8 protein-coding genes and 1 pseudogene are annotated in these 12,634 nt (G+C 53.6%); 6 read left to right on the top strand and 3 right to left on the bottom strand.

Annotated features, from left to right (window positions below; genetic code table 11):
• Positions 1-327: 327 nt before the first annotated feature.
• The 6 genes and pseudogenes from NVV94_RS20530 to NVV94_RS20510 all read left to right on the top strand — a co-directional run.
• On the top strand, positions 328-1,107 hold the full coding sequence (locus NVV94_RS20530; RefSeq protein ID WP_258444199.1) for a DUF1837 domain-containing protein: 780 nt from the start codon (positions 328-330) through the stop codon (positions 1,105-1,107).
• Positions 1,091-4,600 (top strand): DEAD/DEAH box helicase, encoded by a 3,510-nt coding sequence (locus NVV94_RS20525; protein ID WP_258444198.1) that lies wholly within the window; start codon positions 1,091-1,093, stop codon positions 4,598-4,600. Before NVV94_RS20530 ends, NVV94_RS20525 begins: the two co-directional genes overlap by 17 nt.
• A gap of 580 nt (positions 4,601-5,180) precedes the next feature.
• Positions 5,181-6,503 carry a hypothetical protein gene (locus tag NVV94_RS20520; protein ID WP_258444197.1) on the top strand — a complete coding sequence of 441 codons (1,323 nt, stop codon included), beginning with the start codon at positions 5,181-5,183 and terminating at the stop codon, positions 6,501-6,503.
• A 228-nt stretch (positions 6,504-6,731) separates the two neighbouring features.
• Positions 6,732-7,088, top strand: a complete 357-nt coding sequence (locus NVV94_RS20515) for a reverse transcriptase domain-containing protein (protein ID WP_258444196.1) — start codon at positions 6,732-6,734, stop codon at positions 7,086-7,088.
• On the top strand, positions 6,998-7,342 hold the full coding sequence (locus NVV94_RS27010; protein WP_408733422.1) for a group II intron maturase-specific domain-containing protein: 345 nt from the start codon (positions 6,998-7,000) through the stop codon (positions 7,340-7,342). Before NVV94_RS20515 ends, NVV94_RS27010 begins: the two co-directional genes overlap by 91 nt.
• A 67-nt stretch (positions 7,343-7,409) precedes the next feature.
• Positions 7,410-7,583: pseudogene (locus NVV94_RS20510) on the top strand (transposase domain-containing protein); the annotation flags it as partial.
• A 217-nt stretch (positions 7,584-7,800) separates the two neighbouring features.
• Here NVV94_RS20510 and NVV94_RS20505 read toward each other — a convergent pair.
• From NVV94_RS20505 to NVV94_RS20495, 3 genes are all read right to left on the bottom strand, one after another.
• On the bottom strand, positions 7,801-9,048 hold the full coding sequence (locus NVV94_RS20505) for a ribonucleotide-diphosphate reductase subunit beta (protein WP_258444195.1): 1,248 nt from the start codon (positions 9,046-9,048) through the stop codon (positions 7,801-7,803).
• A gap of 1,060 nt (positions 9,049-10,108) precedes the next feature.
• The gene (locus NVV94_RS20500; protein WP_258444194.1) at positions 10,109-10,516 is read right to left on the bottom strand and encodes a hypothetical protein; all 408 of its coding nucleotides are present in this window, start codon (positions 10,514-10,516) and stop codon (positions 10,109-10,111) included.
• Entirely contained in the window at positions 10,516-12,633 is a 2,118-nt protein-coding gene (locus NVV94_RS20495) for a hypothetical protein (RefSeq protein WP_258444193.1), read from the bottom strand. Before NVV94_RS20495 ends, NVV94_RS20500 begins: the two co-directional genes overlap by 1 nt.
• Between the last annotated feature and the right edge of the window lies 1 nt (position 12,634).

Raw genomic sequence — 12,634 nt, 5'->3', positions numbered from 1 at the left:
CCGCACTTGCCGCTGAACATCGAAGCCGCGCTGAACCGAGCATACTGCCTGTTCGGCTCCGTGGTTTTTCTGCGTGGAGAGATGATCTGGCTGACTTCTGGCTGCCATTCGTGGTTAGCACCTCACCCGGAAGCTTTTACCGCGCTGTACTTGATTAATACTTGGTATTGCCCGGAGAATCTGGGGTATCACAGGCGCTAGCCGTAGCCCTAGGCGAAAGCTGATCCAGTAGATGATCGAAGAAAGTTCAATGAGCATTGATGAGCGAATGGTCGAGGGGTGTCACGCCCCCCTCAACTGGTTAAACGGGTCCAGGGAAGCAACGGAATGGCGCAGTTCAACGATTGGTGTGATTGCACGGATGGCGTGGTGGGGAACCACTCCTGCAAGGTGCTGACTGAACAAGCGGCAAACCGCCAGACAGGAATCAACGCGACAGCGTCGATCATCCCAGGTCATTACGCTTCAGAGGAGCGTATTGCACGGGCGCTTGCTCGCATGGGAAAGCACGCCGCAGCTGATTTAATCGAAGGCAAGCTGCCGACAAGCAAGCAGATTCGCTCAGGTGATTTGGGTGAGATCTACGCGACGGAATGGATCGACTCACTGAGTGGTGGCTTTCGTGCCCTGATCAAACGACTTCGCTGGAAGGATCACCGTAACATGGCGATGCGCGGCGACGATGTCATCGGGATACTGCAAGACCCGGCCACACAGCGTCTGCGCTTCCTTAAAACCGAAGCCAAAAGTCGTGTCACGCTTTCCAGACAGGTGCTTGAAGAGGCTCGGGCAGGATTGGATAAGGATGGTGGATTACCATCCGCTCATGCACTCGCTTTCGTTGCCGAACGCCTTTTAGAGGCCGGCAATGTGGCACTGGCTGATGCGATCGATGATGCACAACTTTTGCACGGCATCCAGCCACAGGAGGTTGAACATCTGCTGTTCACTTTTTCGGGTAATGCACCTGTAGGACTGTTGACCAGCGCCCTCCAAAACTATCCAGGCCACATCACGCAACGAGCCGTTGGCTTGCATGTGCAAGAGCACGCACTCTTTGTGGGTGCTGTCTATGATCGGGTGATCGCTAATGCCAACAACACCTGAAGCCATCGCCGCGAGTATCGCGGAAGCTGCAACCACCGGGTTTCGCGGTCGACTTATTGCTCGCGGTCAGGCTAGAGCGATCATTTGGCGTGATGGAGTGCTGCCGCCGGATGCCCCAGAGTTTGCACCACAACTGAGTTACGACTTGCACTCCTATGGCTACTCCCTTCTTGGGCTGGGGCTGCGGCTCCGAGAACTTCAAGGGGACTCGACCCAAGCGCGGATAGCTTTCGAGCAAGCTGCAACCGCGCTGGAGGCGGTTATTGCCCGAGGCAATCCGGTCGAGGTTGATCGCGACTTTCACTTTGTCATGGCCGCGGCGAGTTATCACTTAGCGCACCTGTCTGCGCGCTCCTATTCGTTGCTGCAAATGGTGGTGAGCGGAGAGAACTTCACCCTCACAGAGCGCGCCCTCGTTTTGCTGATGCGCAGAGACTTCGATGCGCTGCGCATGCAGGTCTTCGACTATCGCGCAGCGGAGATCGGCAGCGATGCTGTCATTGCCGCAGGCATCCAGGCCAACCTGGATAGAATCGCCGCGGCAGGCGATTTGCCCGGCGATAGCGATGACTTCCTACTCGCAGGGCTGGACACCGCGCTAACGGATACCTTCATGGCTGCTATGGCCTTGTTCATATCGGCAATCGAGCGGAGAGAACAGGCACTGCTCCAGCAAGCCCAGGAACGCTTTGCGACTGGACTCGCAATTTCTGCTGAGCTGAACATGCTGCCCCAGTGGTGGGCGTATCGTATCGCGAGCCACTTGGTAACCGACCTTTGGTCTAGCACGTTCCACGTTAACGTCCCGCCTCAGCCTGCCGGTGGCGAAGCAATGGACTGGGCCCAGTTACGCGGGCTGTTCATCGCCGTGTTATTCCGGCGACCTCGTGCCGAGTTCGATCTCTGGCCCTCACAAATCGAAGCAGCTAAGCGTGCCGCTGACCAAGCCGATGACCTGGTGGTGTCGCTCCCGACCAGCGCCGGCAAGACGCGCATTGCCGAATTGTGCATTCTTCGATGCTTGGCGGGCGGCAAGCGCGTGGCCTTTATCACCCCTCTGCGCGCGCTGTCAGCACAGACCGAGGCTACCCTGCAGAGGACGTTCGGTCCTCTAGGTAAAACCATTTCGGCACTCTACGGAAGCATCGGGGTCAGCGGCATTGACGAAGATTCGATCCGCAGCCGCGACATCATTGTTGCAACGCCAGAGAAAATCGACTTCGCGCTGCGAAATGACCCTGACATCCTCGACGATGTGGGGCTGCTGGTATTCGATGAAGGCCACATGATCGGTCTAAATGAACGCGAAGTACGTTATGAGGTGCAGATCCAGCGATTGCTGCGCCGTCCTGACGCGGCACACAGACGGATTGTATGCCTATCGGCAATCCTTCCCGATGGTGACCAACTGGAAGACTTTGCCAATTGGCTGCGAAAGGATCACCCAGGCGAAGTGATCAAAAACGAATGGCGGCCGACCCGTCTTCGCTTCGGCGAGGTCATCTGGAGCTCCGCGCATTCTACAGCCCGTCTCAACCTGCGAGTTGGAGATGAACGTCCGTGGGTGCAGCGTTATCTGCTCGGGCTCATTCCCCCCGTTTGGGTGCGGCCAAAACGCCGAAGGACGAAGGTTTTTCCTTGCGATCAGCGTGAACTGTGTCTCGCCACGGCTTGGCGTCTGATTGATGATGGTCAGACCGTGCTCATCTTCTGCCCACAACGAAGCAGTGTGGAACCCTACGCTGACGTAGTCGTTGATCTCCACGAACGCGGAGCGCTTCGGTCCCTGCTTGAGGTCGACCCGGCACTACTTAACACTGCCATTGTGCTGGGCGAAGAGTGGCTCGGGACTGACAGCGCCATTCTTAGATGCCTGCGAATAGGGGTGGCGCTGCACCATGGCGCGCTGCCCACAGCCTACCGGAAGGAAGTTGAGCGTCTGCTGCGCGACGGAATCCTCAAAGTAACCATTTCGTCACCAACCTTAGCTCAGGGGCTAAATCTGTCCGCAACGGCGGTAGTCATGCATTCGCTATACCGAGCTGGTCAGCGAATTGAGATTTCCGAGTTTAAGAACGTGATCGGGCGGGCAGGCCGGGCGTACGTCGATGTTGAAGGTGTGGTGTTGTTCCCCATATTTGACAAGGTACCGACGCGGCGTCGCGCTTGGGAAGGGCTAATTAGCGACCTAGGGGCACGTAACATGGAGAGCGGTCTGGTCCAACTCGTGATTGCTCTGCTGAACCGCATGTGGAGGCGTACCGGCGGAGACCTCAACCAGTTAGTTGAATACGTCACCAATAACGCGACGGCGTGGAGTTTTCCGGTGCTAGATGAGGAAAAACCCGAGGAAATTGAGGCCGCCCGGGCGGAGTGGGAACAGCACATCGCCACGCTCGACACAGCAGTCCTGAGCTTACTTGGGGAAAATGAAGTTGAGGACGATGATATCGAGTCAGCGCTTGACGATATTTTGCAATCATCACTATGGCAGCGTCGATTGCTACGGCGTAATGAGCACGAGCAGCAAGCTTTGCAAGCTGGCCTCAAATCACGGGCCGAGCTGATTTGGGGCCAAACAACCGTCGCGCAGCGCCGGGGCTACTTCCTAGCGGGCATTGGGTTGACTACTGGACAAACTCTAGATGCTCGGGCAGAGATACTCAATCCGCTGCTGGTTACAGCTAACGCTGAAATACTTCAAAGAGATGATGCTGCTGCGGTTGTAGCGCTCACCGCCATAGCCGAACACGTCTTCACCTTCTATCCCTTCAAACCTGATGTACTGCCAGCTAATTGGCGGGATCTCCTACGTAAATGGCTCCTAGGAGAAGCTCTGACCAGCGATACCTCCGAACAAGCTGCTGAAACCATGCGGTTTATTGAGAACGGCCTCGTTTATCGCCTGCCATGGGCCATGGAAGCAATTCGCGTCAGGGCTCAGGCCAATGGCGATACGGTATACGCTTTGGCAATGGATAATTTTGAGCTTAGCCTGGCAGTCGCTGCCGTTGAAACCGGTACGTTAAACCGCGCCGCATCCCTGCTGATCCAAGCAGGCTTCAGCTCTCGGTTGGCCGCAATCAAAGCAGTTACCGACACCAATGCAAGCTTCGATAGCAGCGAGGGGCTTCGCCAATGGCTCCGCTCAGTAGAACTGGCTCAGTTCAGCATCCTCCCGAATTGGCCAACTCCTGAAACAAGACAGCTGTGGGTTGAGTTCACCGAGGGCTTCGAGCCCCAAGAGCGTCAAGTTTGGGCTAATCGTAGCTATCGCGGTGGAGTGACTTGGCGGGAAGTTCCGCCACCTCCTGGAACGCCTGTGCAGCTACATAAGTGGAATGGACAGGTTCAAGTACTGAGTAGCGACGGTAGCCCGGTTGGACGATTTGAGTCCCGTATCAATATCGCGCATAAAGGGTTGCTTTTGGTCGAAGTCGGCCAGGATGTTGGGGAGTTGAATATTAACTATTTGGGTCCTGAGGACTTGTAGCTAATCGTCCCTTGCACCAGCACCGTAAGGGCTGCCTCCACCGCTCTTCGGGTGCTGGTGCACATGTACTGGACGGGGTTACTGCCTATCTCCACGTCCTCAACTGCTTGTAACGAAAATGCTGTAGCGGAAGGCAGATAACGACCGATGCTGTTGAAAAAGTCGGAGTAATCACTGCAATCTGAGGTTGGGGCTAGACAGCACATCATTTGCGCGCTGGTACGAAAAATCTGAGCCGGTTAGCCGCTCAAAACTCGGCAGATTTCAATCTCCGTTGCACCGTTTTTCGCGGCTACGATTGCAGCGGACTTTTTCAACAGCATCGACCCAGTATATTCACTTAGGTCTACTTTCGGCTTGGAGCTGCCACAGGCCGAAGTCAAAATATTGCGCTGTGTGACAGGCAGCGGTAGGTGCGTATCTTTTGCTCGCAGAAGCGAACCCATCAAGAAGACGTTGCTCGAGCACTGAGATCGACGGTGACTGCGTTTCGAACTTCCCTATACTACCCGGCTCCAAGGCTGCCCTGATGAATGGTGGGGCGGACTGTTCAGAATGCGTTGCACAAGGACATTCAAAAATGCACGAGGAAGCCAACGTAATAAAGGCAAAACTGCTAGTAGAAATTGAGAAGGATCGTAGCTCTATCAACGAGCAGATTGGCCGGATAAAGGCCGAACTCGACGCTCCGGCGGTTACCGATGACGAAAGTCGTACTCAAGAACAGCGATATCGAAAGCTGGCGCTAGAGTATTTTCTTCAGAAGAACGAAGCTGCGGCGGTTGAAATTGAAGAGTATATCCGTGTCCAACTCGAAAACGCTTCGTACTCTCTTGCGCTGCACCTGGGACCTCAGGGCAAGCGAATGTTTGGCCCCGGTTCGCTCTTTGGCTCTGCCCCCCCAACCCTGTTTGATGCCCTGACCTATCGCTATCGTTTCCGCAACTGTCGAACCCTAAACTTCGATCCCGATCTTCTACAGGAAATCGATTTTCGCTTCCTGTCACTGCCTGTACATGTGTACCGCGAAAACATTGATCAGATCCGGAAATACTACAAGGACCGGGAGGTGTCTGATGATTACTATGAGATCGCCGAGTGGTACATCAACGAGTTCATTATTCCAAGGTTTTTGGAGGCGGGTCGTAGCGACATTCATGTTGCCAGCAAGGGCGCACTTGCGGAGCACATCATCGAGCGCTTCAAACAACGCGATTACATTTCGTTGTCGTTCATCCTACCGCCGTTCATCGAAGGTACCTTTCACGATATTTGCCAGACGCTTGGCCTGAAGGAATCAGTGAACGAAAGAGCAGCTCTCAATCAACTGCTCCAGACGATACAGAAGCACACCAATGCAATCGGCATGGAATATCTGCTTTTCATCATGCCGATTCGTCGCAACCGCATCGCCCACGGTCGAGAGCTCTACGCCAGCTATCGGGAAGTCGCAGTAAGCTTCATGCTCGACCTTGATCTACTTTTGGATGTAGCAAAGCACAGCGAACTTCCTTTGAACGGACTCCTGGATGTGCTTCGAAATCCTACTGCAAAGAAGGTCAAGAAGATCTTCACTATGAAAATCGAACAGCACCATTGTCGGCTCGCATCCGATTGCAGAGCGTTGGGCCACTGGATGAACACTGACGAATTCTGGAGTCGGCTGGATAGGGAACTCATGCAAACCGATGTCGATACTAAGGAGACCGAACGGTTTGTGTGCAAGCTCGAATACCATTCATTGTTGTTCGGCGATGCGGACGTCGCAGCGCAGATCAAGGAGAGAGGCAAGGCGTTCCTGCGCCACACCTTGCCCGCTGCACGTCAGCGTCTGATGGTGGATGCTGAAAAGCGCGCTCGGATTCTTGAGTTGATCAAAGCTAAGCTGGGCGGTCACGATTGAACAAGCGTCCGTTATTGACAGATAGTCTGGGACTAGACCAGCGAAATTTGGCGAAACCGAACCTAGTTGCCTTGTATTGGTCTGACGATCTCACTCGTGGAGGATTAATTGACGATGCCGTTTGAACGGAGCAGGTCCGTTGCACAAACTCACGCTTTCCTGACGGAGCTTGCTTGTGACACAGAAGTGTAGGCATCCGGCGAAGTCACCTATGCCTTTGATCGTTGGATGGACAGGACACATCGCGGCGTACCGTTTGAACGGTATGCCGACGATATTGTTATTCACTTTACAAGGATGAGTGAGGCTGTTCGAATCAGGGAGAGCCTGACGCGACGGATGAGTGAAGTGGGCCTGACCATCAATGAAGAAAAGTCGAAGATTGTCTACATCGACACATTCGAGCGGCACAATGTCGCGACGAGATTCACCTTTCTCGGATATGACTTCAAGGTGCGAACCCTGAGGAACTCCAAGGGCGAACTCTTTCGTAAGTGCATGCCCGGAGCGTCGATGAAGGCGATGCGCAGGATGGTAGACACGATCAAACACTGGCGCGTCCATCGTCCACGACTGATGACCTGAGGGATTTTTCTCGCAGGTACAATGCTGTGATTCGAGGATGGATCGAATACTACGGTAAATTCTGGTACAGAAACTTCAGCTATCGATTGTGGAGCGCGTTGCAATCGCGCCTACTCAAATGGATGAAGAGCAAGTACCGAATCTCTATACGCCAAGCGGAGCATCGGCTGCGTCTTGTTCGAAGGGAGAATCCGGAGCTGTTCGCGCATTGGTATTTACTACGTGCATCGAATGTGTGGTCAAGAGCCGTATGACGGGAGACTGTCACGTACGGTTCTGTGAGCAGCCGAGGGGTGAAATTCCCTTCGGCTGACTCGACTCGCAGGATCGCTGCGCAGCGGAAAACGGGCGGCGGCGATCATGAGTTTGATCCAATCGGCACGCATGAACGGGCACGACCCGTATGCCTATCTCAAAGATGTGCTGATACGGCTACCGACGCAGCGAGCAAGTGAGATCGGGCAACTACTGCCGCATCAGTGGGTGCCAGCCTAGTTTACGCAAGGTGACTTTGGCAGACGCTTACAAAAGTCCAGACCTGGCTGAAAAATAAGGATAGGCATCGGTGGGCTGAAAGTGATGGGAGTGTAGATCACGTAAAAAAGCCACCTCAGCTTCTATCACTGAGGTGGCTTTACTGTCTTTGAGGCCTTATGGTTTCATAAAATCCTGAAAAAAGTTCAGATGATCCTGAAAACCTACGTCGAATCAATCAATCCCAGCTCAAAGCCCCACCAGTCTGATACTCAATAACCCTCGTCTCAAAGAAGTTCTTCTCCTTCTTCAAGTCCATGATCTCACTCATCCAAGGGAACGGATTCGTGGTACCCGGGTATTCCTCTTTCAACCCAATCTGCGACAACCGACGATTCGCGATGAACTTCAGATAGTCCTCCATCATCGCCGCATTCATGCCCAACACCCCACGAGGCATGGTATCCCGCGCGTATTCGATCTCCAGCTGAGTCCCCTGCAGAATCATCTGCGAAGCTTCTTCCTTCAGCTCAGCATCCCACAGGTGCGGGTTTTCGATCTTGATCTGGTTGATCACGTCGATGCCGAAGTTCAGGTGCATGGATTCGTCGCGCAGGATGTATTGGAACTGTTCTGCGACGCCGGTCATTTTGTTGCGGCGGCCCATGGAGAGGATCTGGGTGAAGCCGCAGTAGAAGAAGATGCCTTCCAGTACGCAGTAGTAGGCGATCAGGTTGCGCAGCAGTTCTTTGTCGGTCTCGACGGTGCCGGTGTTGAATTCCGGGTCCGAGATGGCGCGGGTGTATTTGAGGCCCCAGGCGGCTTTTTTCGCGACCGATGGGATCTCGTGGTACATGTTGAAGATTTCGCCTTCATCCATGGCCAGCGATTCGATGCAGTACTGGTAGGCGTGGGTGTGGATCGCTTCTTCAAAGGCCTGGCGCAGGATGTACTGGCGGCACTCCGGGTTGGTGATCAGGCGGTACACGGCCAGGGCCAGGTTGTTGGCTACCAGGGAGTCGGCGGTGGAGAAGAAGCCCAGGTTGCGCATGACGATGCGGCGTTCGTCGTCGGTCAGGCCTTCCGGGTCTTTCCAGAGGGCGATGTCGGCGGTCATGTTGACTTCTTGCGGCATCCAGTGGTTGGCGCAGCCGTCGAGGTATTTCTGCCAGGCCCAGTCATATTTGAACGGGACCAGTTGGTTCAGGTCGGCGCGGCAGTTGATCATGCGCTTTTCGTCGACCGCGACGCGGGCGGAAGAGCCTTCGAGCTCGGCCAAGCCTTCGGCGATGTCGAGTTTGTCCAGGGCGGCCTTGGCTTTGATGATGGCGGCCGAGTCGCTCGCGGTTACGACGCGGGCTGCGCGGGCGGCTTCGCCACCGGCGTCGTCGAGTTTGTCCATGGCAGCTTCGGCGGCGTGGCCGGCGTTGGCGCCTTTGGCGGGTTGTTCGCCGTCTTCTTTATCGAATTCGTCCCAGCTCAGCATGATCTGTCTCCTGCGTGAGGGCCACCTTGTTCAGGGGCCGGTTGGATCTTTGGAATGCGTTGGTTGCGTTACGGTACTGCACGCAAAAAACATGGGAATCCTGGAGGGTATTGTCCCTCTGTTTTGGTGCTGGGGGGATGGGGTGATTTTGAGATCGACCCCTCACCCTAGCCCTCTCCCCAAGGGGGGAGAGGGGACTGGAATTGTGGTGTTTCCAGTCCTTGGTACATCCGTTGCAACTGTGCAGTGAAGGTCCTGCGGACCTTATCGCGGGCAAGCCCGCTCCCACAGTTTCCGCTCCCAGAATGTTTCAATCATTAAGTGGGAGCGGGGTGCCGCTGCCGGTTATTGGCAGAACGCCTAGGTAGGATCCATATACATTTTATGAATCCCTTAACCTATGTGGCTTTCAGCGTCTTACGATCAAAAATCTCTAGAAAAAACGTATACTTTTGAAGGGTTAGGCCCCTTTTCAAGGCTCGAAAGTATACGCATTTCAGCCGAAATTTCGAGGCTAAATTTTTCTGATTTCAAGTCGTGTCGTCGCACCTAAGGAGCTCTGAGCTACCAATACAGCATGGCCCATTGTTTCTATGCGTGATGAACGTGGCTCCTAGGATCGTGACCATCGGTCGCTTTACGGTAAGCTCGCTACCTCCCCACCACCTTGTGATCCGATGATGGCGACGAATCACCACTTCTTGCTCTCCTACTCAGTCCGTCCAGTAGATCGTAGTGAAGCAGCGGCAGCCATTGCCGCTGACGTGGGTCAAAGGCTCTCTGCAGTCTTTATTAACACCTGGGCGGGGATTGAGCGAATGACCGGCGCCATTACGGGGACTATGAGCCTTCAAAGTGCGGATGTGAGGGCTAAGCGCCAAGAAGCCCAGGCCAGCCTCATGGCGGCAATGAAAGAGACTCTGGCGACCCAGGAAGCATGCTTTGACGTAGTGATAAGCGCCGTAGTCTTGGTCGATCAATTGGGGGCAGCCATGAGCCTAGAAATTTAAGATCCAGGCCCTCCCTGCTACCCATCCGTGTCCTTGCGAATGGTCGATAACTAGGACAGGTCTTTGGTTTTTACATATGGCAAAGGCCGGTCTAGCTCCTCCAGACTCATTCCTCGCCGAGAAGCGTTATGAGCCCAGCGAACGAATTGCTCCAGGAGCCTGTTGTTTTCGCGTGTGAGGCGCTCCACGCGTTCCTCAAGCTCATGGTTGCGGGCAAGTAACAACTCGACCTCAGGCGCTTTCTTAGGAGCTTCAGCAAAATTCTGGGCTCGATTCTTGGCATGATCCCAAGCATCCTTGATCCGCTCATGTCTGAGCATGGCTGCCTTGGTATACCGATGACCAATTTCTACCGCGAGGGATTCAAGGTACAGATCCCAAGTCAGCTTGCCTGTCCACCCATCAAGCATCATCACTGACTGATTGATCGCCTGGTCAGTCATTTTTGGAGCGCCCATCAGAAGAACTCCAAAGACGTGAGTGCATCAGCAGCTGTGTCAGCAAGCTCAGCCTCTTCCGGTTGAGCGGTGTTGGTCGCGATCAAGCGAACAGCGTGAGCCAGGCCGGTCTTAGATTGCGTATTCGCAGGTGGCGGAAGAGTAATCATTGTGCCGTCAGGGATTGTGGGATCATTCATTTTCTCCAAAGTGAGAGCCCAGCGCTCCATTCTGGGCTGATTTTGCTTGAGCCAGCGTGCGGCGCCGGGCTCTCCGTTGGCCATTGCGGCGCTCGCGGCTACTACCGCTTTGGAATGAATTTCGTACTGAAATTCTGCTTCTTTGCGATGGCGACGATCACCCTTCACGAATACATGTTCAGAACAGTTCGAGCAGTCCTTGTCCAGCGGGCAGGGGGTCATGGCGTACTCGTGCTTACAAAGTCCAAAGCGCGTGACACTAATGGATCCTAGCTCGGTCTTCAGAGCCTCCTCTTCGGTAAGGCTATGGCTTGCCATCAGCCCTTTTACCTTGTCATCCAGAGCTTCGCCTGTCCTCATGTCTCCAAGGTTTTCCCCCAGTTTCACATAGGCTTCAATGAAGGCTTCCTGCGGAAGATGGTCGTACCATTCATTCTGCTTGACGTTTTTTCGACCAGACCAAAACGCAATCAGTGATTCACTGAGATGCTTGCTTTGAGCAAGGGTGTTGAGCAAATGTCGGAAGTCATGAGTCGCCATCTCTACTGGGCTTCCATCACGTTGAACTTTTCCATGCCGGGTGAAGACAGTGACACCCCCTGGGTTCGACCCCAGCTGGTTATTGATCTGATTAACACTTATGGGCGAAGGGATGTTGTAGAGGATCTCTGCATTTGGGCGAAGGATGTTTTCAGGCAGCACAAATAGACTCTGATGCCATTTCAACCCTGTGGATCCATCTAAAACTGGAAAGATCTCAGGCAGTTTCGCTAAGACATATTTTTCGAGTGAATTAAAGTCGTACAGACTCACCCAAGAAGCCGCCGCGTCGGCGCGACGGGTTGGGTCTGAAGTGTTGCCCTTTACCTTCAGTAGCCCATAGCGCTCAGCGTGACAGCCTTTAATTGCCGTATTCTTGCCAATTATCCTGGCAACTTCATAAAGAGTTACAGGGTTCCCTCTCAGATGTTTCATGTCGTCTGGAAGATAGAGCTTTCCTGGATTCTCTGCATACCACAAAGCAGCTGCTCTCGCTGGGGCGCCTAGCTCTAGTAAATAATCGACCGTTTCTTGTGCGAGACTTTCAAATTGCTCTGATGCAGCAAATTTTGTAAGTGGCATGCCGCCCTTAGCTGGATCCCATGCGATTCCCATCATCAAGCCATCTTCGCTTTGTACGTGGCGAATACAATTGACGGGTAGCGATAGAATTTCAGATCCTCGACTCGGCGCAAACATGGCCAATGTTACGTAAGAAGTCACGATTCGATCCGGAACGTGATCACTCTTATGGTGAATTTCTGCTAAGTCTAGGATTGATTGAATGCTCGGGAGTCGGCCTACAATTTTTTCGCCGTGTTTTGGTGCAACACGATCATTGCGGGTTGGTTGCTTGTAGACTACTGGTGAAACCCATTCTAGGGGTGTAGGTGTCAATTTTGCAGGTGCAATTATTTGAGTTGCGAGTCGCTCTAGGCAGCGCCCAACACTCCATGCATCTGTGAATCGTTCTTGCAGTAATTCCGCTGCTTTATCCAGAGTGGTTGCATTGACTTCAGTCACGCAAGGAGCTCTATTGTCGTCTAATAGAGCCTGCTCAATCGCTTGCATTGCATAAAGATAACGTCGAAATTCCTGCAGCTGAAATCGACGCATGATTTCACTGAAAGCTGACTTCGCAAACTCTAAAAATGGCATCGAGAAAGGAATTTCGACAGTTGATTTGCTGCCAGATGGATCGCGCAGCGATTTAAAATGAACAATTTTTTTGCGCTTTCCTTGGTTTTTTCCAACGTTGAAACTGGTGATGTTCCAGCTGTTATCTTCCCAGGTAATATCAGTAAATGGAGTGTTCATTTTTGCATGCAGGATGAAACTTTCCAAATTCGAACTAGCGGCGAGGCCAGCTTTGCCAACAAAGTGTACAATATCGCCCATG

The organism is Pseudomonas sp. LS1212 (assembly GCF_024741815.1).
GTDB lineage: Bacteria > Pseudomonadota > Gammaproteobacteria > Pseudomonadales > Pseudomonadaceae > Aquipseudomonas.
Note: the sequence above shows the minus strand (reverse complement) of the source record. Positions and strands in the feature narration are given on the sequence as shown.

Excerpts from the sequence above, each read along its gene's own strand:
- NVV94_RS20530 (WP_258444199.1), top strand. The coding sequence starts at position 328 with ATGGCGCAGTTCAACGATTGGTGTGATTGCACGGATGGCGTGGTGGGG.
- NVV94_RS20525 (WP_258444198.1), top strand. The coding sequence starts at position 1,091 with ATGCCAACAACACCTGAAGCCATCGCCGCGAGTATCGCGGAAGCTGCA.
- NVV94_RS20520 (WP_258444197.1), top strand. The coding sequence starts at position 5,181 with ATGCACGAGGAAGCCAACGTAATAAAGGCAAAACTGCTAGTAGAAATT.
- NVV94_RS20515 (WP_258444196.1), top strand. The coding sequence starts at position 6,732 with ATGGACAGGACACATCGCGGCGTACCGTTTGAACGGTATGCCGACGAT.
- NVV94_RS20505 (WP_258444195.1), bottom strand. The coding sequence starts at position 9,048 with ATGCTGAGCTGGGACGAATTCGATAAAGAAGACGGCGAACAACCCGCC.
- NVV94_RS20500 (WP_258444194.1), bottom strand. The coding sequence starts at position 10,516 with ATGGGCGCTCCAAAAATGACTGACCAGGCGATCAATCAGTCAGTGATG.
- NVV94_RS20495 (WP_258444193.1), bottom strand. The coding sequence starts at position 12,633 with ATGGGCGATATTGTACACTTTGTTGGCAAAGCTGGCCTCGCCGCTAGT.